This window comes from Vibrio sp. OY15 (assembly GCF_000742455.1).
GTDB classification, from domain to species: Bacteria; Pseudomonadota; Gammaproteobacteria; order Enterobacterales; family Vibrionaceae; genus Vibrio; species Vibrio alginolyticus.
Window position 1 is genome coordinate 1 of sequence record NZ_JPIL01000026.1, and the last position, 23,005, is coordinate 23,005.

18 protein-coding genes and 1 pseudogene are annotated in these 23,005 nt (G+C 45.5%); 12 read left to right on the plus strand and 7 right to left on the minus strand.

From position 1 onward, the window contains the following. From tuf to IJ23_RS21315, 4 genes and pseudogenes are all read left to right on the plus strand, one after another. A pseudogene (tuf, locus tag IJ23_RS21300) lies at positions 1 to 218 on the plus strand (elongation factor Tu); the annotation flags it as partial. A 331-nt stretch (positions 219 to 549) separates the two neighbouring features. Beyond that, the gene (locus tag IJ23_RS21305; RefSeq protein WP_005381360.1) at positions 550 to 738 is read left to right on the plus strand and encodes a (2Fe-2S)-binding protein; all 189 of its coding nucleotides are present in this window, start codon (positions 550 to 552) and stop codon (positions 736 to 738) included. Positions 739 to 831: 93 nt separating this feature from the next. Next, complete coding sequence (bfr, locus tag IJ23_RS21310) at positions 832 to 1,308, plus strand: bacterioferritin (protein WP_033907299.1); 477 nt, start codon at positions 832 to 834, stop codon at positions 1,306 to 1,308. A 206-nt stretch (positions 1,309 to 1,514) separates the two neighbouring features. Continuing rightward, positions 1,515 to 2,792 (plus strand): malic enzyme-like NAD(P)-binding protein, encoded by a 1,278-nt coding sequence (locus tag IJ23_RS21315; protein ID WP_005381358.1) that lies wholly within the window; start codon positions 1,515 to 1,517, stop codon positions 2,790 to 2,792. Between the two features lie 113 nt (positions 2,793 to 2,905). Here the strand turns inward: IJ23_RS21315 and metJ are convergent, their stop codons facing one another. Then, positions 2,906 to 3,226, minus strand: coding sequence for a met regulon transcriptional regulator MetJ (gene metJ, locus IJ23_RS21320; protein ID WP_005381353.1), 321 nt, complete (start codon positions 3,224 to 3,226; stop codon positions 2,906 to 2,908). A gap of 225 nt (positions 3,227 to 3,451) precedes the next feature. Between metJ and IJ23_RS21325 the strand changes: the two genes are divergently transcribed. The 3 genes from IJ23_RS21325 (at position 3,452) to metF (ending at position 8,201) form a co-directional block, all read left to right on the plus strand. Next, positions 3,452 to 4,612, plus strand: coding sequence for an O-succinylhomoserine (thiol)-lyase (locus IJ23_RS21325; protein ID WP_033907300.1), 1,161 nt, complete (start codon positions 3,452 to 3,454; stop codon positions 4,610 to 4,612). Between the two features lie 15 nt (positions 4,613 to 4,627). Beyond that, entirely contained in the window at positions 4,628 to 7,036 is a 2,409-nt protein-coding gene (locus tag IJ23_RS21330; protein WP_005381348.1) for a bifunctional aspartate kinase/homoserine dehydrogenase II, read from the plus strand. 262 nt (positions 7,037 to 7,298) lie between these two features. Next, entirely contained in the window at positions 7,299 to 8,201 is a 903-nt protein-coding gene (metF, locus tag IJ23_RS21335) for a methylenetetrahydrofolate reductase (protein WP_005381345.1), read from the plus strand. A gap of 70 nt (positions 8,202 to 8,271) precedes the next feature. On the opposite strand, the gene IJ23_RS21340 is transcribed toward metF, so the two are convergent. The 3 genes from IJ23_RS21340 to argE form a co-directional block, all read right to left on the minus strand. Then, the gene (locus IJ23_RS21340; protein WP_005382791.1) at positions 8,272 to 8,811 is read right to left on the minus strand and encodes a PadR family transcriptional regulator; all 540 of its coding nucleotides are present in this window, start codon (positions 8,809 to 8,811) and stop codon (positions 8,272 to 8,274) included. Positions 8,812 to 9,236: 425 nt separating this feature from the next. Then, positions 9,237 to 11,870 carry a phosphoenolpyruvate carboxylase gene (gene ppc / locus IJ23_RS21345; protein WP_005381336.1) on the minus strand — a complete coding sequence of 878 codons (2,634 nt, stop codon included), beginning with the start codon at positions 11,868 to 11,870 and terminating at the stop codon, positions 9,237 to 9,239. 272 nt (positions 11,871 to 12,142) lie between these two features. Continuing rightward, positions 12,143 to 13,279 carry an acetylornithine deacetylase gene (gene argE / locus IJ23_RS21350; protein ID WP_017821739.1) on the minus strand — a complete coding sequence of 379 codons (1,137 nt, stop codon included), beginning with the start codon at positions 13,277 to 13,279 and terminating at the stop codon, positions 12,143 to 12,145. Positions 13,280 to 13,423: 144 nt separating this feature from the next. On the opposite strand from argE, the gene argC reads away from it, so the two are divergent. The 4 genes from argC to argH all read left to right on the plus strand — a co-directional run bounded on the left by argC (position 13,424) and on the right by argH (position 18,657). Then, positions 13,424 to 14,428 (plus strand): N-acetyl-gamma-glutamyl-phosphate reductase, encoded by a 1,005-nt coding sequence (gene argC, locus IJ23_RS21355; protein ID WP_017633525.1) that lies wholly within the window; start codon positions 13,424 to 13,426, stop codon positions 14,426 to 14,428. A 21-nt stretch (positions 14,429 to 14,449) separates the two neighbouring features. After that, a complete protein-coding gene (gene argB, locus IJ23_RS21360) occupies positions 14,450 to 15,241 on the plus strand; it encodes an acetylglutamate kinase (RefSeq protein WP_005381333.1) in 792 nt (263 codons plus the stop codon). Positions 15,242 to 15,325: 84 nt separating this feature from the next. After that, a complete protein-coding gene (locus IJ23_RS21365; protein WP_017821738.1) occupies positions 15,326 to 16,540 on the plus strand; it encodes an argininosuccinate synthase in 1,215 nt (404 codons plus the stop codon). A 242-nt stretch (positions 16,541 to 16,782) separates the two neighbouring features. After that, positions 16,783 to 18,657, plus strand: a complete 1,875-nt coding sequence (gene argH, locus IJ23_RS21370; protein ID WP_005381331.1) for an argininosuccinate lyase — start codon at positions 16,783 to 16,785, stop codon at positions 18,655 to 18,657. A gap of 194 nt (positions 18,658 to 18,851) precedes the next feature. Here argH and IJ23_RS21375 read toward each other — a convergent pair whose 3' ends face one another. The 3 genes from IJ23_RS21375 to IJ23_RS21385 all read right to left on the minus strand — a co-directional run bounded on the left by IJ23_RS21375 (position 18,852) and on the right by IJ23_RS21385 (position 21,899). After that, positions 18,852 to 19,133: a DUF3624 domain-containing protein gene (locus tag IJ23_RS21375; RefSeq protein ID WP_033907301.1), complete on the minus strand. Its 282-nt coding sequence runs from the start codon at positions 19,131 to 19,133 to the stop codon at positions 18,852 to 18,854. 373 nt (positions 19,134 to 19,506) lie between these two features. Continuing rightward, the gene (locus IJ23_RS21380; protein ID WP_033907302.1) at positions 19,507 to 20,979 is read right to left on the minus strand and encodes a dihydrolipoyl dehydrogenase; all 1,473 of its coding nucleotides are present in this window, start codon (positions 20,977 to 20,979) and stop codon (positions 19,507 to 19,509) included. Positions 20,980 to 21,170: 191 nt separating this feature from the next. Then, the gene (locus IJ23_RS21385) at positions 21,171 to 21,899 is read right to left on the minus strand and encodes a redoxin family protein (protein ID WP_005382781.1); all 729 of its coding nucleotides are present in this window, start codon (positions 21,897 to 21,899) and stop codon (positions 21,171 to 21,173) included. A gap of 169 nt (positions 21,900 to 22,068) precedes the next feature. Here IJ23_RS21385 and oxyR point away from each other — a divergent pair, with 169 nt between their 5' ends. Next, positions 22,069 to 22,980 (plus strand): DNA-binding transcriptional regulator OxyR, encoded by a 912-nt coding sequence (gene oxyR / locus IJ23_RS21390; protein ID WP_005381326.1) that lies wholly within the window; start codon positions 22,069 to 22,071, stop codon positions 22,978 to 22,980. Positions 22,981 to 23,005: the final 25 nt, after the last annotated feature.

The window sequence follows — 23,005 nt, forward strand, 5'->3', positions numbered from 1 at the left end:
TCTTCAAAGGCTACCGTCCACAATTCTACTTCCGTACAACTGACGTAACTGGTGACATCCAGCTACCAGACGGCGTAGAAATGGTAATGCCAGGCGACAACGTACAGATGACTGTAGAGCTAATCGCACCAATCGCAATGGACGAAGGTCTACGTTTCGCGATCCGTGAAGGTGGCCGTACAGTAGGTGCTGGTGTTGTTGCTAAGATCTTCGACTAATTCATAACGAATTAAACGAAATCTTGCACTGTTCTTCTTTTTGAAGAAAGCGCATCGAAAAGGGAAGCTTAGGCTTCCCTTTTTCATTTCTAGATTACATTTAGTTATAAGTGTTGAAATAAAAGACGTCACTTTTTCGATTTAAAAACAGAGTTTTACCGACTTTATTTCTTAACGCTTTTACTCACCCCTCTTAACCCTTTGATCTTTTCCTGCAGCGGTAAAATCGTTATAACCAAATATTCTGAGCGGACAACATAATGCGACTGGTAACAAGAACTATTCTTGTTTATATTGTTTGTCATAGATTAGTTTTATAGGTTTTTTGAGTATGTACGTTTGTCTTTGCCATGGTGTCTCCGACAAAAAAATCAGGAAGTTGGCGATAGATGAAGGCGTAACAGATATTAAAGGAATCAAAAAGTGCACGGCATTGGGCAGCCAATGTGGTAAGTGCATCAGACAGGCCAAGGAAATTTTAGCGGAAACTAGTTACACGGAATTTAAACAAGCCAGCTAATTGCTGTAAGTATGCAGTAATTATTTGCCTTACATTTTGACACCTTCTCATTTGCTTCTACATTTAAATGAAGCCAAAGAGGAGGGTTTTGTCATGAAAGGCGATCCAATCATCATTCAACATCTCAATAAAGTGCTCGGTAACGAGCTCGTCGCTATTAATCAGTATTTTCTTCATGCCCGAATGTATAAAGACTGGGGCTTAAAGCACCTAGCAGACAAGGAATATCACGAATCTATCGATGAGATGAAACATGCCGATCATCTAATTGAGCGTATTTTGTTCCTTGAAGGCTTACCGAACCTACAAGATTTAGGTAAGTTGATGATTGGTGAAGATACCAAGGAAATACTCGAGTGTGACTTAAAGCTTGAAATGGCGGCTATTCCAGATTTAAAAGATGCGATTGCTTACGCTGAAGACATTCGAGATTATGTGTCTCGAGATTTATTCCAAGACATTCTTGAAGATGAAGAAGAACATGTTGATTGGCTAGAGACGCAACTTGGCTTGATTGAAATGTCTGGTATTGAGAATTATCTCCAAGCGCAATACGTGGACGAAGAGTAACGATACTTTCTAAGTTTGCATACTCCAATAATAGTAAGAAGAAAGAGCACCTGACTCGAAAATCAGGTGCTTAACCCCGTTATCTGGTCTAATCTCTTTTATTATCGGCTTTTTAAGGATATTGCTCGCAATCTTGCCTATGAAGTTTGATTTCTATCCGATAGAATTTATGCCCCCTTACCTAAAAATAAAAAAGAGAAACGTCCATGTCTGAAGACAACCACCAAGCAGCCACTCCAGAAGAAGAACATCGCCAAAAAGCATTGGATTACCATGCTTATCCAACTCCAGGAAAGATTGCTGTCGAACTGACAAAGCCTGCGGAAACGGCGGGTGATCTTGCCCTTGCTTACAGCCCTGGTGTTGCAGAGCCAGTGCGTGAAATCGCACAAAACCCGGATAACGTGTACAAGTACACTGCAAAAGGGAACATGGTTGCTGTTATTTCTAACGGTACCGCTATTCTAGGTTTAGGTAACCTAGGTCCACTTGCATCTAAGCCAGTGATGGAAGGTAAAGCGTTACTGTTTAAGCGTTTTGCAGGTCTTGACTCTATTGATATTGAAGTTAAGCACCGCACGATCGATGAATTTGTTGATACTGTTGCGAGCATTGCAGACACTTTTGGCGGTATCAACCTTGAAGATATTAAAGCACCAGACTGTTTTGAGATTGAAAAGCGTCTGATTGAACGTTGTGATGTACCAGTATTCCACGATGATCAACATGGTACTGCTATTGTAACGGCAGCGGGTATGCTGAATGCAATCGAACTTCAAGGTAAGAAACTTGAAGATTCAACAATTGTTTGTCTTGGCGCCGGCGCTGCCGCTGTAGCGTGTATGGAGCTTCTGATCAAATGCGGCGCAATGCGCGAAAAAATCTACATGCTAGATCGCAAAGGTGTGATTCACACTCGTCGTGATGATCTTAATGAATATAAGCAGCTATTTGCGAACAATACAGATAAGCGCACACTAGAAGACGTGATTGAAGGTGCAGATCTGTTCCTAGGTGTATCTGGTCCAAACCTATTGCCAGCGGAAGCGTTGAAGTTGATGGCAGATAAGCCAATCGTATTCGCATGTTCTAACCCGGATCCTGAAATCAAGCCGGAACTTGCTCACGCAGTTCGTGATGACTTGATCATGGGTACTGGCCGTAGTGATTATCCTAACCAAGTTAACAACGTATTGTGTTTCCCATTCATTTTCCGCGGTGCTCTTGATGTGCGTGCAAGTGAAATCAATGATGAAATGAAACTTGCAGCCGTTGAGGCGATTCGTGAGCTAGCAAAAGAGCCTGTACCTGAAGCCGTATTGAAGGCTGCAGGTGTTGATAAGCTAGAGTTTGGTGCGGACTATATTATTCCAAAACCAATGGATTCACGTTTGCTACCACGTGTTGCAAAAGCGGTTGCTCAGGCGGCGGTTAATTCAGGTGTAGCTCGTATCGAGATGCCTGAAAACTACATGGCAGAGTAATATATCTTGCAGATGTGATACATAAAAAATGGGACGCTATTGCGTCCCATTTTTTATGTCATTCATTTGGCTCGAGGCCAGAGTTATTACCTGAAACCTCTTATCAGGCTTTTTTATTCTTCGTCGAATGACTCAAATTCGATGCCCATTTCCGTCATCAGCGCTTTTACTTCTGTTGGAATATCATCAGGACGGTCTTTACGAAGGTCTTCATCTGTCGGAAGTGGCTGACCTGTGTACGCGTGCAAAAATGCCTCGCATAGCAATTCGCTATTGGTTGCATGGCGTAAGTTATTGATCTGACGGCGAGTACGCTCATCAGTTAGCACCTTTAAAACTTTTAGCGGGATAGAGACGGTAATTTTTTTTACTTGTTCGCTTTTTTTGCCGTGCTCTGCATATGGGCTAATGTATTCGCCATTCCAGTCAGCCATTGCACACCTTCATTTATGTAATCGGTTAAAAATAATTTAGGTGCTGATTTTAGCTGCATTTACCGCCATAAGCAAAGACATATAGACGTCTAGAAGTGTTGACGTCTCATTTTTTGACGAGTAAAGTGAACATAACAGCAAAGGAAGCGTGTTGATCACTTTATGTTACTCATTAGATATAGCGCATTCCTATTTAGAAGTCATTACCCGTGAAAGGATACACCCATGAGCACTCGCAAACCTGCGACCATTGCAGTACGCACTGGTATTGAATCAGACAGCCAATATCATGCTGTCGTTCCACCTATTTATCTTTCCACTAACTATGGTTTTCCTGCTTTTGGTGAAGTGCCCAAGTATGATTACACACGATCTGGTAATCCAAACCGCGGACTGTTGGAAAGTGCGCTATCTGAACTTGAGTCTGGAAAAGGAGCGGTTGTTACTAACTGCGGTACGTCGGCATTAAATTTATGGGTTTCCGCTTTTCTCGGCCCAGATGATCTCATTATTGCTCCTCACGATTGTTATGGCGGCACCTATCGTCTTTTTAATACCCGAGCTAGCAAAGGCGATTTTAAGGTTCAGTTTGTCGATCAATCAGACGAACAGGCTTTAGATGCTGCATTGGCACAAAAACCAAAACTCATTTTGCTAGAAACTCCGTCAAACCCTCTGGTTCGCGTAGTGGATATTGCAGCTACCTGTGAAAAAGCGAAACAAGTCGGCGCGTTAGTTGCGGTGGACAATACCTTTTTGACACCCGTGTACCAAAAACCTTTAGAGCTAGGTGCGGATTTTGTTATCCACTCCACAACAAAGTACATCAACGGTCATTCGGACGTAATTGGTGGGGTAATCATCACCAACACAGAAGCGCATGCAGAAGAGCTTGCATGGTGGGGCAATTGTATTGGTGCAACGGGCACACCTTTCGATAGTTACATGACACTGCGAGGTATTCGTACGCTTGGTGCTCGTATGAAAGTACATGAAGAGAGCTCACAGCAGGTACTGGCTTACCTACAGAAACAAGCGTTAGTTAAAACTATCTATCATCCAAGCCTGCCGGAACATCCAGGTCATGACATCGCTAAAAAGCAGCAAACGGGCTTTGGCTCTATGTTGAGTTTTGAGTTTGCTGGTTCGTTTGAACAGTTAAAGGTGTTTGTGAAAGAGCTCCAACTGTTTTCATTAGCTGAATCATTAGGTGGTGTAGAAAGTTTGATTTGCCACCCGGCATCCATGACGCACCGTGCAATGGGTGAGGAGGCGCTGGCGGAGGCTGGGGTCTCTCATCAACTATTGCGTTTGTCTGTCGGTTTGGAAGATGTACAAGACCTCATCACAGATTTAGAACAAGCGTTCGCTAAAGCTACCCAGTAATAGGAGACGATAACAATGACTGTACAACGTCAGCTGCATAAGTTTGGTGGCAGTAGCTTAGCAAACCCAGAATGCTACTTACGCGTTGTGGGTATTCTCAAGGAGTATTCGACAGAAAATGATCTTGTGGTCGTCTCAGCCGCAGGAAAAACCACTAATCGCTTGATTGAGTTTTTGGAAGGGTTAAATAAAGATGGCCGAATTGCGCATGAAGCGCTTCAAAGCTTAAGACAGTTCCAAACTGAGCTAATAGAAAGCTTGTTGGAGAGTGAAGCAAAAGAAGAGCTGTTAGCTTTATTACATGATGAGTTCAGTACTCTCTCGGAGCTGACTGCACCACTCACTAATGCGCAAAAAGCTGCGGTACTGGGACACGGAGAAGTATGGTCTGCTCGCCTATTGGCCGCGTTATTATCTCAACGTTCTATCCCTGCGGTTGCACAAGATGCACGAGCGTTTTTACGTGCAGAAGCGGGAACTCAACCAGAGGTTGATCGCGCTCGTTCATACCCTTTAATTAAAGAGATCCTCGCGCAGCATAACCATAAACGTGTGGTAATTACTGGCTTTATGGCTCAGAACGAGGCAGGAGAAACCATCCTACTTGGTCGTAACGGCTCTGACTATTCTGCAACGGTCATAGGCGCGCTTGCTGAAGTCAGTACTGTCACGATTTGGAGTGATGTTGCTGGTGTCTATAGTGCTGATCCACGTTTGGTGTCTGACGCTTGTTTATTACCGTTACTTCGATTGGATGAAGCCAGTGAACTTGCTCGCTTAGCTGCCCCAGTGCTACACAGTCGTACGCTTCAGCCTGTGGCGCAAAGTACCATGGACCTTAATCTCAAGTGTAGCTATCTGCCAGAGTCGGGTTCTACTCGTATTGAGCGTGTATTGGCATCTGGTCGTGGCGCTAAAATTATTACTTCACTGGATGATGTTTTATTGGTGCAATTGTCTTTCATGCATGGGCACGACTTCGAAAAAACACAGAGTGATGTATTACAAGCGTTGCAGCGCGCGCAATTAGAGCCACTGGCATTTGAAGCTCAATCCGATCAGCACACGCTACGCTTGGCTTACACCGCAGAAATCGCCGGTGGTGCATTGAAACACTTGCAAGAGCTTGCGGTAGAGGCAGAAATTAAGCTAAAAGAAGGTTACTCGCTCTTAGCTGCGGTAGGTGCAGGCGTTACGAAAAACGCCAATCATTGCTTTGGCTTTTATCAGAAGCTAAAGCACTCTCCGGTAGAATTTATCTCTGAAACAGACTCAGGGCTGAGCCTAGTCGCTGTTTTGCGCCGTACTGATACCGAGACGTTGGTTCAAACGATTCATAGCCAGTTGTTCCAAGCGCAAAAACGCGTGGCAGTGGCTTTATGTGGCAAGGGTAATATTGGTTCTAGTTGGTTAAATTTATTTGCGACGCAAAAAAGTGAGCTCGAAAAACGTCATGGTATGAGCTTTGATCTTGTCGCGGTTGTGGATAGCCAAACCTATTGGTTCGATGAGCAAGGTATTGAGGCGGCGAGTGTTGCTGAACGATTTGATGATGAAAGCATAGCAAACAATGGGGATTGGCTGGCACGTTTGGGAGCGCTTAAAAGCTACGATGAAGCCGTCGTGCTTGATGTTACCGCGAGTAAAGAGTTGGCTCAGCGCTACGTAGAAATCGCACAGCAAGGCATTCATTTGATTTCCGCTAACAAAGTTGCCGGTTCCGCAGATAGCCAGTACTACCATCAGGTTCAAGATGCATTCGCTAAAATTGGTCGTCATTGGCTATACAACGCAACGGTTGGTGCTGGGTTACCGATAAACCATACCGTGCGAGATCTTCGTGAAAGTGGGGATGAAATCGTCGCTCTATCGGGTATTTTCTCGGGGACGCTATCATGGCTGTTCCAACAGTTTGATGGTTCTGTGCCATTTAATGATTTAGTCGATCTTGCTTGGCAGCAAGGTTTAACCGAACCTGATCCTCGTTCTGATTTAGATGGCTCCGATGTAATGCGCAAGTTAGTCATCTTGGCTCGAGAGTCGGGCCTAGATATAGAACCAGACAGCGTTAAAGTTGAGTCTTTGGTGCCAGAAGAATTAAGAGAACTGAGCTTAGATGATTTCTTCGATAATGGAGCGTTGTTGAGTGAAATACTTCAAGAGCGTCTGACAAAAGCACAGAGAAACGATCAAGTGCTTCGCTATGTGGCGCGTTTAGAAAAAAATGGTAAAGCAACGGTGGGAGTCGAAGCGTTATCTCGTGAGCACGCGCTCGCCAACTTATTGCCATGCGATAACATTTTTGCCATAGAGAGCAAGTGGTACAAAGATAACCCTCTGGTCATTCGAGGACCGGGCGCAGGCAGAGAAGTGACAGCCGGCGCTATTCAATCCGACCTCAACCGATTGGCTGGTTTATTTTAAAGTTGCGATTGACCTAAAAACCCTGGAATTAATCCAGGGTTTTTTATTCCCCTATCAGTGCCATACTGAAGTCATAACCCGTGCAAAATGGCGAGATGATGCTCAAGTAGAAACTTGAACTATCTTCATTATTAACTTGAGAAAAATTCATAATTACAAGGTTGACATTAAATCGTATTCAATACATTCTGTAGACATATAGACGTCTAAACGTCGATTTTAAGGATTTGTTTTCGTGGCGGAGTGCCGCAGGGAGAGTAAGATGGGATATACGCACGCAGGCCATATCGACGCCTTGAACCAGAATATTGCTGAGTTATCAGATAACATCAATGTATCGTTTGAGTTTTTTCCGCCAAGCAGCGCTAAGATGGAAGAAACACTTTGGAATTCAGTGCACCGTCTTAAAACGCTTCAACCTAAATTTGTTTCTGTGACTTACGGTGCGAACTCCGGCGAGCGTGACAGAACACACTCCATCATTAAAGAAATTAAAGCAACAACCGGATTGGTTGCCGCTCCCCATCTCACTTGTATTGATGCGACTCGTGAAGAGCTGATTAATATTGCCGATGACTATTGGAACAATGGTATTGAAAATATCGTCGCTCTGCGTGGTGATATTCCTCCAGGTGGCGGTGCGCCTGATATGTATGCCTCGGATTTGGTTGAGCTGCTGAAATCACGCCACGATTTCGATATCTCCGTTGCTGCATTCCCTGAGGTTCACCCTGAAGCTAAAAGCGCACAGTCTGACTTATTGAACCTAAAACGTAAGGTAGATGCAGGTGCAAACCGTGCTATTACTCAGTTCTTTTTTGACGTTGAGTCTTACCTGCGATTCCGTGACCGTTGTGTCGCAGCAGGAATTGACGTAGAGATTGTGCCAGGAATTTTGCCTGTATCGAACTTTAAGCAAGCTTCTCGCTTTGCGGCACAGAACAATGTGAAAGTACCAGGATGGATGAGCAAACAATTCGATGGCTTGGATGATGATCCGGTGACTCGCCAGCTTGTAGGAGCTAGCCAAGCTATTGATATGGTGCGTGTACTGAGTCGTGAAGGGGTTAAGGATTTTCACTTCTACACACTAAACCGTGCAGAGATGACTTACGCGTTATGCCATACGTTGGGTGTTCGTCCTCGCGCAGTAGTCGGTGCGTAAACCTAGTTTCAAAAAGATAAAAGGCTTGCCAAGTGGCAAGCCTTTTTCGTTTTATCAAAGCAAAAGGAGTTTAACCAATCACTTCAAGTTCAGTTAGAACTTCTTCTGCCCAAGTGATCCAAGTTTCACGTAACAGTAGGTTACGGCGAAGCGTTAGACGTTCTAGGCGAGCTTGTTTATCTAAAGTTGACGGCGTTGCGTAGTAAGCCGCTTCAATTTCTTTGTAGTGAGAAACCAGTTTGCGAGACTCTTCAACTAGCTCGGCGAGTTGGTCACGGAATGGAGCCGCTGGTTGAACGGCACATGCCATCAATTTCGCTGAAAACTCATCACGAACTGTTGGGTGTGCAGTTGGTTGATCAAACCACTCTCCTAAAGCGCTGCGACCAGCGTCTGTAATGGAGTAAACCTTGCGGTCTGGTTTGCCTTCTTGGGGTTCTAATACGCAAGTAACCAGTTCTTTCTCAGCCATTTTGTTGAGTTCACGGTACACCTGTTGGTGGCTTGCTTTCCAGAAGTAACCGATGCTAGCAGAGAATTCTTTAGTGATATCGTAACCGGTTGCGTCGCGAGTGCTAAGAACAGTTAAGATTACGTGTGGTAATGACATGTCTTCAATCCAAATGGTCAATAAACTTGTAAACAAGCTACTTATACTTTCAGCTGCGCTCTTACTGGCACTTGAGTTTTTTAATGTATAAGTAGCACCAACAATGTTGGTCCTGTCACCTTAAAGCCGTTTATCACCTAGAGAGATGGGGAGTCCCATCAAGGCTGGAGCAGGTATGATTGGATTTATGAGCTCTCAGCAGGCAAGTAGTATATAAATAATAAGCATGAAGTGGAATAGTAGGACAAAATTACCCTAAAAAACTAACATAATAATCAATAGTGTTAACTTGTGGTTTTTTATTCTTTTATTTTGGTATTTTTTGGGTCTCCAGTGGTATATTTAACTGCCTTTGTTTTGGTGCGATTATCCTGTGATAAAAAAAAGCTGAGCATTTGCCCAGCTTTCTATTAAAAATGAAACGATTAGCCTGTGTTGCGCATACCTGCAGCAATACCAGCAATCGTCACCATCAACGCTTCTTCCAAGTTTGCAGAAGCTTCTTCGGTTTGACGCGTGCGGTATAGCAGCTCTGCTTGTAGCATATTCAATGGCTCAACGTAGATATTGCGTAAGCGAATAGACTCGAGTCCCCAAGGGTCATGCTGCATCAAGTTTTCATTGTTCTCTACATTCAGTACCGCTTTGATGTCTTCTTGAAGCTGAGCACGAAGTTTTTCACCGAGTGGACGGAGCGACTCATCCACCAATCGCTCATCGTAGTAGCGAGAGATATCAATATTACACTTCGAGTACACCATTTCCAGCATGCCGAGACGAGTTGAGAAAAATGGCCATTCGCGGCACATCTCTTCGAGCAATGCTTGGTGGCCTTTATCGATCGAGTATTGAATCGCTTCACCTGCGCCTAGCCATGCAGGAAGTACCAAACGGTTTTGACTCCATGAGAAGATCCACGGGATTGCACGTAAGCTTTCTACTCCGCCCTTAGGGTTGCGTTTTGCAGGACGAGAACCAAGTGGCAACTTGCCGAGTTCGAGTTCTGGTGTTGCTTGGCGGAAGTAAGGCACGAAATCTGGCTCGCCACGAACCACATTTCGGTAAGACTCACAGCTTACTTCTGATAGCACTTCCATCAAGTCGCGCCATTCTTGTTTTGGCTCCGGTGGCGGTAACAAGTTGGCTTCCAGAATCGCACTTGCGTATAGGTTAAAGCTGTTTACTGCGACATCTGGGAGACCCAGTTTAAAGCGGATCATCTCGCCTTGCTCTGTTACACGTAAACCGCCTTTCAAGCTTTTTGGTGGTTGCGACAAAAGCGCAGCATGCGCAGGTGCGCCACCGCGACCGACTGTGCCCCCACGACCATGGAATAGAGTTAGCTCAACGCCTTCTTCTTCAGCCACTTTAACTAACGATTCCATTGCATGATACTGAGCCCAACCTGCAGACATAACACCTGCATCTTTCGCTGAGTCAGAGTAACCAATCATGACCATCTGGTGGTTTTGGATAAAACCACGGTAAAGGTCAATCCCCATAAGCTGCTTGATGACCGATTCTGCGTTGTTCAAATCGTCTAGCGTTTCGAACAGAGGACACACATCCATGCGGTAAGGGCAACCTGCTTCTTGTAGCAGTAGATGAACGGCGAGTACGTCAGAGGCGGTACGTGCCATTGAAATAACGTAAGCGCCAAACGCTTCACGCGGTTGTGCTGCAACAATCTTACAGGTATCCAAAACCTCTTTGACGGGTTCAGACGGTTCCCAATCACGAGGGAGAAGCGGACGTTTAGATGCCAGCTCGTTAGTTAGAAAAGCAATCTTATCTTGCTCACTCCATTGTTCGTAATCACCAATACCTAAGTAGCGAGTTAGTTCAGACAAGACATCTGAGTGACGCGTGCTCTCTTGGCGGATATCAAGACGTACAAGATGGATACCAAATGCTTTTACGCGGCGTAGTGTATCCAGTAGTGAGCCGTTGGCTATTACACCCATGCCACATTCGTTTAGTGACTGGTAGCAGGCATACAACGGTTCCCAAAGTTGCTCGACTTTTTGCAGTGGTGCTTTAACGGCCAGTTTTTGACCGTGGATCTTAGCATCGAGAATATCTTTGGTTTCATTGAGCAGAGTGCGTAATTGCTTCAGGATCGCACGGTATGGTTCGTGCTGATCTTCGCCAGCAAGCTCACGGACTTGATCGTTTGAAACTGTCATAGACAGCTCGCTGATCAACTCGTTGATGTCATTGAGATAAAGATCGGCGGCTTTCCAACGAGACAAAAGTAAGACTTCACGCGTAACGTTGTGAGTAACAAACGGGTTACCGTCACGGTCACCGCCCATCCAAGAGGAGAAGTGCACTGGGCGAGCATCAATGGGTAAACCTTCTCCAAGGTAAGATTTTAGACGGTCATTCATCTCACGTAGGAAGTCCGGTACGGCTTCCCATAGCGAGTTTTCAACGACCGCAAAGCCCCACTTTGCTTCATCCAACGGAGTTGGGCGTTGTTGTCGAATCACGTCTGAATGCCAGCCTTGGGCAATCAGTTGCTCTAGGCGGCGTTCGGTTTTTCTGCGCTCTTTAGAAGAAAGATCGCTTAGCTCCAACTTTGATAAGCACTCGTTTATCTTGACCAGTTTGTTGATCATCGTGCGGCGCGTAATTTCTGTTGGGTGAGCCGTCAATACCAATTCAATATTTAGATCACGAACCGCTTGGGCAGTGTCCAGTTTGCTCACATCGTTTTGTACCAGTTTAGAAAACAGCGAGTTAATCGCGTCTGGTTCGCAAATGTGCTCTTCACAATGGCGTGAAATCGTGTGGTATTGCTCAGCGATATTGGTGAGGTTTAGAAATTGGTTAAACGCGCGAGTAACGGGCGTTAGCTGCTCATCAGGTAGATGTTTGATTTCTTCGATCAAGCTGTCCCTGTCTGCTTGATTCCCTGCTTGAGCTGATTTGGATAATTTACGAATGGTTTCCACTTTCTCGAAGATTTCTTCGCCATGGGCATCGCGAATGGTGTTACCCAATAAGTGGCCTAACATGCGCACATTACTTTTGAGTGCGGCGTATTTCTCGTTCATTGTCGTCCTGCCTCGTAAAAAAACTACATCCATTGTCCTTGTTAAGACTCCAATCTAGCGAAAAGCACCAGTTATAGTCAAATAAAGCAGACTAAGTTTGCAATTATTCCGCTGTCTCCTGATTTAGAGCAAATTTACGGCAGCCATAGAGTAAGAAGTGAAAATTAATTACAAAATAACAAGTTAAATAAGTGTTAAGACTAGCGCTAAATTGTGAAGATAAAAAGATGCAGCTCAATCGAGCTGCACAGACTTTCGAGCTTAAACGCGTATTAACAGCAGTACTTGACCATCGCCTTTGAAAGCACATCAATTGTGGGGTCGATAAAGTCGAAGGATAGAAACTCATCCGGTTGATGGGCTTGGTCGATTGACCCAGGGCCGAGCACCAAGGTTGGACACAACTGCTGTAGAAATGGTGCTTCAGTACAGTAGTTCACGGTTTCTGAACTAGTTTGGCAAATCTCTTCAACACCACCAATAAATGGGTGGTCATGTTGGCATTCGTAACCCGGAATAGGCTCATGCAATGGAATAATCTCCAGTCTCCCTGGCCATTTCGCTTCGACTTCTTTTAATGCTCCGCGCAACATGTTCTCTAAACCATCAAGGCTAATGCCAGGAAGAGGACGCACGTCGTAATGCAGCTCACAGCAACCACAAATACGGTTAGCGCTGTCACCACCGTGAATGTGTCCAAGGTTTAGGGTTGGGCTTGGAATGGCAAAACCCGGATGGTGATATTCTTTAATCAATTTGTCACGCAGTTGCATCATGGCGAACATGACTTCATGCATGATCTCAATAGCGTTAACGCCAAGCGCTGGGTCCGATGAGTGACCGGACTTGCCTGTTACGCGAATGGCATTTGCCACATGCCCTTTATGACCTCGAATTGGTACAAGGCTGGTGGGTTCACCAATGATGCAGTAATCCGGCTTAAATGGGGCGTTTGCTGTGAAATGTCGCGCGCCCAACATGGTGGTCTCTTCGTCACAAGTGGCTAATACGTAAAGTGGTTTGCTCTGCTTGCTCCAATCGACTTTCTTCACTGCTTCATAAATAAAGGCGAAAAAGCCTTTCATGTCTGCTGTGCCTAAACCGTAGAAGCGGTTGCCTTTTTCCGTCAGTTTATGCGGATCAAAATTCCATCGCCCTTGATCGAATGGCACGGTATCACTATGGCCAGCAAGTAAAAGGCCACCTTCACCCTCACCCATACGTGCGATCATATTGTGCTTGCCTGGCTCGACTTCGATCACTTCAACGCTAAAACCCAGATCTTTAAACCAAGATGCGAGTTTTTCGATGACTTTTGCATTGCCCTGATCCCAGCTCGGATCCGTGGAGCTGATAGAAGAGGTGCTGATGAGTCCTTCATAGACCTCTAGAAAAGTTGGTAATTGCATGGATTCTTCAAATCTCCTGTTGACAGACAGACCACAAAAATGTAAAACACATATTAAATCATATTTAATGAATAAAAAATCAAAATAAAGCAAAAATTAAATATGAATAGTCATTTGAGCCTTTAAGTATATGGATGTCACACAATGCTAAAAACCACGATTATTGGAGCCAGCGGTTACACCGGCGCAGAGTTAGCGTTAATGGTTAATAAACACCCACAACTCACGCTATCAGGTTTATACGTTTCCGCCAACAGTGTTGATGCGGGAAAGAGCATCGCGCAGCTGCACGGTAAGCTAGCGGGCATCATTGATATGCCAGTTTTACCACTAACGGATCCACTGCAAATCGCTCAAGAATCGGACGTGGTGTTTTTGGCAACGGCTCACGAAGTCAGCCATGATTTAGCCCCAACTTTCTTGGAGGCAGGCTGTCAGGTATTCGATTTATCGGGTGCATTCCGTGTGAAAAGTGAAGGCTTTTACGACACTTTTTATGGCTTCGCACATCAACATAACAACTGGCTAGATAAAGCAGCGTACGGCTTAGCAGAGTGGAACCAAGAATCAATAAAAACCACTCCTTTGATTGCAGTAGCAGGTTGCTACCCAACCGCTTCACAGCTTGCAATCAAACCTTTATTAGAACATGCGTTGCTTGATACCAACCAATGGCCAGTGATCAACGCAACCAGTGGTGTATCTGGTGCAGGGCGTAAAGCCTCCATGGTTAACAGCTTCTGTGAAGTGAGCTTGCAACCTTATGGTGTATTTAACCATCGTCACCAGCCAGAGATTGCTCAGCACTTGGGTTGCGATGTGATTTTTACTCCGCACCTCGGCAACTTTAAACGCGGCATTCTTGCCACTATCACCATGAAGCTTGCGCAAGGTGTGACAGAAGCACAAGTGGCACAGGCGTTTGAACAAGCTTATCAAGGCAAGCCTGCGGTGCGTCTTAAAGGCGACGGTATTCCACGTATTCAGGATGTCGAAAATACCCCTTTCTGCGATATCGGCTGGAAGGTACAAGGCGAACACATCATTGTGATTTCAGCTATCGACAACCTACTTAAAGGTGCATCGAGTCAAGCGATGCAATGTCTCAATATTCATTACGGTTACCCAGAACTGACAGCGTTGCTGTAGTCGTTGAAAGAGGGAAATGCGATGACGCAAACCAATCAAGCTCCTTTAGTCATTAAGCTAGGTGGTGCAGCTCTATCATGCACTCAAACCTTAAGCCAACTGTTTGGTGCCATTGCGGCTTACCAAAAATCGGCACAGCGACAAATCGCCATCGTTCATGGCGGTGGCTACCTAGTTGATGAGTTGATGGCAAAGCTTCAGCTTGAAACCGTAAAGAAAAACGGTTTACGCGTAACGCCTTACGATCAAATTCCTGTGATTGCAGGCGCGCTTGCAGGCACTGCGAATAAGTTACTTCAAGGTCAAGCGATTGCGGACGGTCTTAACGCTGTGGGCCTTAGCCTTGCGGATGGTGGTTTGTGTCTTGTTGAAGAACTTGACCCAGAACTCGGCGCGGTAGGCAAAGCATCACCGGGTGACTCAGCACTATTACAAGCGGTGCTAAACACAGGTGCACTGCCGATCATCAGTTCAATTGGTTTAACCAAAGATGGCCAGATGATGAATGTGAATGCTGATCAAGCAGCAGTCGCGGTTGCGGGCGCATTAGATGCGGAGTTAGTCCTGTTATCAGACGTGAGTGGTGTATTAGATGGAAAAGGCCATTTGATCAAAACCCTGTCAGAGCAGCAAGCTAACTCGTTGATCGATGGACATGTGATCACCGATGGCATGATCGTCAAAGTTAAAGCCGCTTTGGAGGCCGCCAATGATCTTGGCCGTCCAATTGAAGTCGCGACCTGGCGTTACCCAGAAAAATTAGCACAGTTATTCGCTGGTGAAAGTATTGGTACTCAATTCTTGCCTCAATAAGCATCAGCAAAAGAATTCAATATTAGGAAGTCGTAGTTGGCACTGACCGCCGAGCGCAGCGCCAGTTAAGTTTGGAGAAAAAACATGAGCAAAGTGAACGTAAATAAAGTGGTAGTCGCATACTCAGGCGGTCTAGATACTTCAGTAATCATCCCGTGGCTAAAAGAGAACTACGACTGTGAAGTAGTGGCTTTCGTTGCCGATGTTGGTCAAGGTGCCGAAGAGCTAGAAGGCATTGAAGCGAAAGCAAAAGCCTCTGGTGCTTCTGAATGCTACATCGCTGACCTGAAAGAAGAAATGGTCGCAGACTACATTTACCCGACACTAAAAACCGGCGCGTACTACGAAGGTAAGTACCTGCTAGGTACATCAATGGCGCGTCCAATCATTGCTAAAGCGCAGGTTGAAGTGGCACGTAAAGTGGGCGCGGACGCACTGTGTCATGGCTGTACAGGTAAAGGTAACGACCAAGTGCGTTTCGAAGGTGCATTTGCAGCACTAGCACCGGACTTACAAGTGATTGCACCTTGGCGTGAGTGGGACCTAGTGAGCCGTGAAGAGTGTTTGGATTACCTCGCTGAGCGTAATATTCCTTGTTCTGCGTCTCTTACTAAGATCTATTCACGTGATGCAAACGCATGGCACATTTCGACGGAAGGCGGCGTTTTAGAAGATACGTGGAACGCACCAAACGAAGACTGCTGGGTGTGGACTGTCGACCCAGAGCAAGCGCCAAATGAAGCGGAATACGTCACGCTGAAAGTAGAAAAAGGTGAAGTGGTCGAAGTTGATGGTGAAGCGATGACACCATACAACGCACTGGTTTACCTAAACGAGAAGGGCGCTAAGCACGGTGTTGGCCGTATCGATATCGTGGAAAACCGTCTTGTTGGGATGAAGTCTCGTGGTTGTTATGAAACACCGGGAGGCACCATCATGATGGAAGCGCTGCGTGCTGTAGAGCAGCTTGTGCTAGACAAATCATCATTCGAATTCCGTGAGGAGCTAGGTCTAAAAGCGTCTCACCTTGTATACGATGGCCGTTGGTTTACGCCACTATGTAAATCGATCCTTGCTGCTTCAGAAGAGCTAGCGCAAGACGTTAACGGTGAAGTGGTTGTTAAGCTCTACAAAGGTCAAGCGACAGTGACGCAAAAACGTTCTGACAACAGCTTGTATTCAGAAGAGTTCGCGACTTTTGGTGAAGATGAAGTTTACGACCAAAGCCATGCAGGTGGGTTTATCCGTCTTTACTCGCTATCAAGCCGTATTCGTGCATTGAACAGCCAGAAGAAATAATCCCTTAACATCCATCTTGGATTGAATAAAGACCCGCCATTTATAGGCGGGTCTTTTGGTTTCTAAAAGCGGGTATCTAAAGTTGGTTTGAATATATATGTAAAAATATTGAATTTATACTTTATTTTTTATCGAAATTGCCGTAACGTTGACCCATAAGAAAAAGTGAGCAAATGACCATCAAATTGGTTACTACTCATTCGAGAACGTTAGAGTAAGCAATAGTCATCAGGAGAGACGCAATGGCATTATGGGGCGGAAGATTTACCCAAGCGGCAGACACCAGATTTAAAGAGTTCAATGATTCGTTGCGTTTTGACTACCGATTGGCTGAGCAAGACATCGTAGGTTCAATCGCATGGTCTAAAGCTCTGCTTTCTGTTGATGTGCTATCGGCAGAAGAACAGCAAAAACTGGAACTTGCTTTAAATGAGCTGAAGTTAGAAGTGATGGAAGACCCTCACCAAATTCTTCGCTCTGATGCAGAAGATATCCACTCTTGGGTTGAACAGCAGCTAATCAGTAAAGTGGGTGATTTAGGTAAAAAACTCCACACTGGGCGTTCTCGCAATGACCAAGTCGCCACAGACTTGAAACTTTGGTGTCGTCAGCAAGGTCAGCAATTGTTGATTGCTTTAGATCGCCTACAAGCACAAATGGTCCACGTTGCTAAACAGCACCAAGGCACCGTATTGCCAGGCTATACTCATCTTCAGCGTGCTCAACCTGTAACCTTTGCTCACTGGTGCTTGGCTTATGTTGAAATGTTCGAGCGTGACTACTCTCGTCTGAATGATGCCTTACAGCGTCTCGACACTTGTCCACTTGGCTCGGGTGCGTTAGCGGGAACGGCTTATCCGATTGATCGCGAACAATTAGCACATAATCTCGGTTTCCACCGTGCTACGCGTAATTCACTCGATTCGGTTTCAGATCGTGATCATGTTATGGAGCTGATGTCGGTGGCTTCGATTTCTATGCTGCACCTTTCTCGTCTCGCAGAAGATATGATCTTCTACAATTCAGGCGAGTCAAACTTCATTGAGTTAGCGGATACGGTGACATCTGGTTCGTCATTAATGCCACAGAAGAAAAACCCAGATGCACTTGAGTTGATCCGTGGTAAGACAGGACGTGTCTATGGCGCATTATCGAGCATGATGATGACAGTTAAAGCTTTGCCATTGGCGTACAACAAAGACATGCAGGAAGATAAAGAAGGGTTGTTTGACGCTTTAGATACATGGAACGACTGCATGGAAATGGCAGCTCTGTGTTTTGACGGTATTAAAGTGAATGGCGAGCGCACACTAGAAGCGGCGAAACAAGGTTACGCAAACTCGACGGAGTTAGCTGATTACCTAGTGGCGAAAGGCATCCCATTCCGTGAAGCTCACCACATCGTCGGTGTCGCGGTCGTTGGTGCTATTGCTAAAGGTTGTGCGCTAGAAGAGCTGTCTATCGAAGAGTTAAAAGCCTTCTCAGAAGTCATTGAAGCGGATGTGTATGACATTCTGACTATCGATTCGTGTTTGGAAAAGCGTTGTGCTTTGGGGGGTGTTTCGCCTCACCAGGTCGCTTACGCGGTAGAACAAGCGGATAAGCGCCTGAGCCAGCGTGACAGCTCGGCGGTGAAAGTGCGTCCTGCACGTTTGACGGACATTGAAACGTTGGAAGGTATGGTTGCTTACTGGGCGAACCTTGGTGAGAATCTTCCGCGCTCTCGTAATGAGCTCGTGAGAGATATTGGCTCTTTTGCGGTGGCTGAGCATCATGGTGAAGTGACGGGTTGCGCTTCTCTATATGTGTATGACTCAGGGTTGGCAGAAATACGCTCTCTTGGTATCGAAGCGGGCTGGCAAGGCCAAGGGCAGGGCAGTGCGATTGTGAATTATTTGGTTGAGAAAGCGCGCCAGATGGCGATCAAGAAAGTCTTTGTTCTAACGCGAACGCCTGAGTTCTTTATGAAGCAAAGCTTTTTACCGACATCGAAGTCATTACTGCCGGAGAAAGTTCTGAAAGATTGCGATCAGTGCCCACGTCAACATGCATGTGATGAGGTAGCGCTTGAGATCAATTTAATGGAGCAAGTGATCCAAAAAACGCATGTGGCATGAACTGAAGTTGTGGAGTGATTTTATTAGCATTCAATGACATAGTTATTTTCCTGTTTACTTACATCAGTATTCGCTAAAAAAATCGAAAAAATTTGGAACCTTTGAGAGGAAGCCCGGTCTATTAAAGTACCACTGCTTTTTCTTAGAAGAATCTAAGAGAGCCCCAGAACTGACATTGGTTTTGGGGCTTTTTTCTATCTGTCACTTTTCTCTTTTTTATTCGCCTTTTTTTGTCCCTTTCGACGCTGCCAAGGCAAGATGAAAAAACGCATCCATAAGTGTAGAAACAACAAAACGTTGAAAGCGAAGCCGGCAAAGATCAAAGCGATCGACTCGATGCTTTGTGGATCATCTTTGAGCGTAAACCACCACACAATCCAACACAGTACAGAAAGCACCGTCAATTGATCCAAGCATCGTTGGCAACGTCCAAGTTTTTTCCAAAACCAATGTTCCTCGCAGCGGCGACAAGTCATAGTGTTTTCCAAACCATTAGTGTTGCTTCAGATTATATATCTAACTAAATGGTGGAAAGCGTTTCTTGTACCGGACTTAGAGCGCTATGACACAACCAAAAATGGAAAGTTAGCTTTGTAAAAGCTTTGTGGCACGTAATTGATGTATGGTGCGCTGTCAGTCTTTAACAGGAAATATAATGATGTCGACAGAGTTGAAACTTGCGCTAAGTATCGCTGGTGGGTTCTTTATGATCGGTGTTGTCGCGATTTGTATGGTCAGCCGCTATGCAATGATGGCAGCGTAAGAGAGATTTCATTGCGCCAAAGTAGTAAAGCAAAGCCTCGTTGATGACGAGGCTTTGCTTTATATTTAGATAGAAGCCTGAAAGCGTTAGCAGCCTGGGCCGCAGTCAAGACAATGTTTCACCATTTCTGGCCCTAAGTGTAGTTTTGAATTCAAATCACGTAGAGCGGTGCGGACGCCTTCTTCAATCACTGGGTGATAGAAGGGCATATCTAACATCTCAGAAATCGTCATCCTATTTTGGTGCGCCCACGCTAAAAGGTGAGCAAGATGCTCTGCATTCGGGCCCATCATTTCTGCACCTAAAAAACGTCCAGTGCCTTGCTCTCCGTAGACATGCAGAATGCCTTTATTACGAAGCATGACGCGCGAACGTCCTTGATTTTCAAACGAGACTTCACCGGTTGCGAAACATCCACATGTGCCTAGACGTGTTTCTAGTTGCTTATATGTTTCTCCAACCATAGCAATTTGAGGGTCGGAGAACACGGCTGAAATTGGTGAACGACGCAGACCCGCACGAATATCTGGGAAACGGCCTGCGTTGTCTCCAGCAATACGGCCTTGGTCAGCGGCTTCGTGCAACAGTGGAATTTGGTTACTTGCATCACCTGCAATGAAGATGCTCTCTACCGAAGTTTGCAATGTATAGTGATCCGCCGTTGGTACGCCACGTTCATCGAGAGCCACATTGGTGTTCTCGATCGCCAGCTTATCGACGTTTGGACGACGACCCGTTGCGGCCAATACGTAATCGACAACGAAAGTTTCTAATTCGCCATCATGGTTGATGAATTGGATTTCGACCTTGTCTTCGCCGTCATTGTCTGACGAAGCAATGCGTTTCATGCTTTCGACTTTTACATTTGCATCAAGGTAGAACTCTTCCTTAAAGGCTTTATCTGCATACGCCATCACCTCTGGGTCTGTCAGTGGGCCCACTTGTCCTCCAAGGCCAAAGAGCTTCACGTTCACTCCTAGGCGGTGTAAAGCCTGACCCAATTCAAGGCCGATGACTCCTGGGCCAAATACTGCCACGGACTCTGGTAAGTCATCCCAGTCAAATACATCATCGTTAATCACTAGGCGATCACCCAGTTCATTCCAAGCTGCCGGATATGCCGGACGAGATCCTGTCGCAATAACAATGCGCTGTGCGGTGACCTGAGTATGATCATCTATGATGAGAGTGTGGTCATCGGCAAACTTCGCGTAGCCCGATGGTTTGTCTTCAGCGGGAATATCATCGACACTTTCAAGCACAAAGCCAACAAAACGATCGCGTTCGCGCTTTACACGATCCATAACTTCTCGTCCGTTAATTCGTACTTCACCTTGCGGGTGTATCCCAAATCCAGGTGCTTTTTCGATTTGATGAACACTTTCTGCTGCCGCAATTAACAGCTTAGACGGCATGCATCCGACACGAGCACAGGTTGTTCCGTAGGGACCGCCCTCAATCATTACCACGCTGTTGGTATGAGCTTTTGCTGCTCGATAAGCACCAAGACCAGCCGTCCCGCCACCAATAATCGCTACGTCGACATTAACTTGTTTCATCGTGAACTCTCGCTTTTGTTTTAAGCCAAGCTAGCTACATTGAGCTTGGAGAGTAAATTGGATAGTTGAATCTGGATAAGTAGTCACCTTATTGGCAGATGACTACTTATCTAGACTAGTAGAAGAAGTGGTTTAGGGTTGGCCTCCGAGCCAAAAGGCACCGGAGACCGAGGGTGTAGGCTATGGACAGCTTAGCCTAGATACGCTTCTAGCTCTTCGCTACCGCCGATGTGCTTGCCACCGATAAAGACTTGTGGAACAGTCGTGCGACCAGATATAGCTCGTAGACTAACTGTTGTTGCGTCTTTACCCAGAATCACTTCTTCATATTGAAGACCGTGGTCAATCAGATTTTGTTTCGCTTTCATACAGAAAGGGCAGCCTGGTTTAGTGAACACCGTGATGGATTCTTGCGTTTTGTAGTCAGGCGCTATGTAGTTCAGCATCGTATCTGCGTCTGACACCTTGAATGGGTCGCCTGGTTCGTTTGGCTCAATGAACATTTTTTCCACTACGCCATCTTTTACTAGCATGCTGTAACGCCATGAACGTTTGCCAAAGCCGATGTCGTTTTTATCCACTAACATACCCATGCCATCGGTGAATTCACCATTACCATCCGGGATGAAGGTAATGTTTTCTGCTTCTTGGTCTTGTTTCCATGCATTCATCACGAACGTATCATTGACCGAGACACAAATAATCTCATCCACTCCGTGCTCTTTAAATACAGGGAACAATTCGTTGTAACGAGGTAGATGGCTTGATGAACATGTTGGAGTAAATGCACCCGGTAAGCTAAATACGATAACGGTCTTACCTTTAAATAGCTCATCGGTCGTTACATTCACCCAAGAGTCACCTTGACGAACTGGAAAAGTAACTTGAGGGACTTGTTGACCTTCTTTAGATACAAACATAATGATTTCCTTTAACTATTTTAAATTATGCGTATAGAGCTTAGCGTTTTTCGTCGCTCTGTTTCGTTTTGTTGAGCCCATTATTGTAAAAATCCTTTGATAGCTCTAATCGTTTGGTGTTATGGTTTTGATAGGTATTAGCTATTGTTAAAGAAGCGAAGCGTGAATTATGAATATTCGAGATTTTGAGTACTTAGTTGCACTTGCGGAACATAAGCACTTTCGCAAAGCGGCAGAGGCATGTTTTGTTAGCCAGCCAACATTGAGTGGGCAAATTCGTAAACTAGAGGATGAACTCGGGACCACGCTTTTAGAGCGAAGCAGCCGACGTGTTTTGTTTACCGATTCAGGGTTACAGCTGGTGGAGCAGGCTAAACGCATCTTAAGTGAAGTGAAAACCTTCAGAGATATGGCAAGCGGTCAAAGCGGAGCCATGACTGGACCGATGCATATTGGTTTCATCCCGACGGTTGGGCCTTATCTACTACCCAAAATTCTGCCGCAGATAAAAGAAGCATTTCCTGAGCTGGAGCTATTTCTTCACGAAGCTCAAACACATCAATTAGTGCGTCAATTGGAAGAAGGCAAACTAGATTGCTTAGTTTTAGCTTCGGTTGATGAAACTGCGCCATTTAAAGAGATCGAAGTGTATCAAGAGCCATTAAGTGTCGCAGTGCCATGTGACCATGAGTGGGCCTCTCTCGACCATGTTGATATGTTGGAGCTGAATGGTAAAACCGTTTTAGCGTTGGGAGACGGCCACTGTCTGCGAGATCAAGCGTTAGGTTTTTGTTTTGCCGCTGGTGCAAAAGACGATGAGCGTTTTAAAGCCACCAGCTTGGAGACGTTACGCAACATGGTTGCTGCCGGTGCGGGGATTACGTTATTGCCTCAGCTTTCTATCCCTAATGAGAAGCAAAAAGATGGCGTATGCTACGTACCAGCTGTTAACCCAACCCCCTCGCGTAATATCGTTCTCGTATACCGTCCGGGCTCACCATTACGAGCTAGGTTTGAAGCTTTAGCAGCGAAGATTAAAGAGGTTTTGGCTTCTTATCCATCATTGAATGCTGCAGCATAAAAAGCAGAAATAAAAAAGGGAGAGC

Excerpts from the sequence above, each read along its gene's own strand:
- IJ23_RS21385 (WP_005382781.1), bottom strand. The coding sequence starts at position 21,899 with ATGTTTGTATCTAAAGAAGGTCAACAAGTCCCTCAAGTTACTTTTCCA.
- ppc (WP_005381336.1), bottom strand. The coding sequence starts at position 11,870 with ATGAACGAGAAATACGCCGCACTCAAAAGTAATGTGCGCATGTTAGGC.
- metJ (WP_005381353.1), bottom strand. The coding sequence starts at position 3,226 with ATGGCTGACTGGAATGGCGAATACATTAGCCCATATGCAGAGCACGGC.
- argB (WP_005381333.1), top strand. The coding sequence starts at position 14,450 with ATGACGCAAACCAATCAAGCTCCTTTAGTCATTAAGCTAGGTGGTGCA.
- argH (WP_005381331.1), top strand. The coding sequence starts at position 16,783 with ATGGCATTATGGGGCGGAAGATTTACCCAAGCGGCAGACACCAGATTT.
- oxyR (WP_005381326.1), top strand. The coding sequence starts at position 22,069 with ATGAATATTCGAGATTTTGAGTACTTAGTTGCACTTGCGGAACATAAG.
- IJ23_RS21325 (WP_033907300.1), top strand. The coding sequence starts at position 3,452 with ATGAGCACTCGCAAACCTGCGACCATTGCAGTACGCACTGGTATTGAA.
- bfr (WP_033907299.1), top strand. The coding sequence starts at position 832 with ATGAAAGGCGATCCAATCATCATTCAACATCTCAATAAAGTGCTCGGT.
- IJ23_RS21380 (WP_033907302.1), bottom strand. The coding sequence starts at position 20,979 with ATGAAACAAGTTAATGTCGACGTAGCGATTATTGGTGGCGGGACGGCT.
- IJ23_RS21315 (WP_005381358.1), top strand. The coding sequence starts at position 1,515 with ATGTCTGAAGACAACCACCAAGCAGCCACTCCAGAAGAAGAACATCGC.
- metF (WP_005381345.1), top strand. The coding sequence starts at position 7,299 with ATGGGATATACGCACGCAGGCCATATCGACGCCTTGAACCAGAATATT.
- IJ23_RS21375 (WP_033907301.1), bottom strand. The coding sequence starts at position 19,133 with ATGACTTGTCGCCGCTGCGAGGAACATTGGTTTTGGAAAAAACTTGGA.
- IJ23_RS21330 (WP_005381348.1), top strand. The coding sequence starts at position 4,628 with ATGACTGTACAACGTCAGCTGCATAAGTTTGGTGGCAGTAGCTTAGCA.
- argE (WP_017821739.1), bottom strand. The coding sequence starts at position 13,279 with ATGCAATTACCAACTTTTCTAGAGGTCTATGAAGGACTCATCAGCACC.
- argC (WP_017633525.1), top strand. The coding sequence starts at position 13,424 with ATGCTAAAAACCACGATTATTGGAGCCAGCGGTTACACCGGCGCAGAG.
- IJ23_RS21340 (WP_005382791.1), bottom strand. The coding sequence starts at position 8,811 with ATGTCATTACCACACGTAATCTTAACTGTTCTTAGCACTCGCGACGCA.
- IJ23_RS21365 (WP_017821738.1), top strand. The coding sequence starts at position 15,326 with ATGAGCAAAGTGAACGTAAATAAAGTGGTAGTCGCATACTCAGGCGGT.
- IJ23_RS21305 (WP_005381360.1), top strand. The coding sequence starts at position 550 with ATGTACGTTTGTCTTTGCCATGGTGTCTCCGACAAAAAAATCAGGAAG.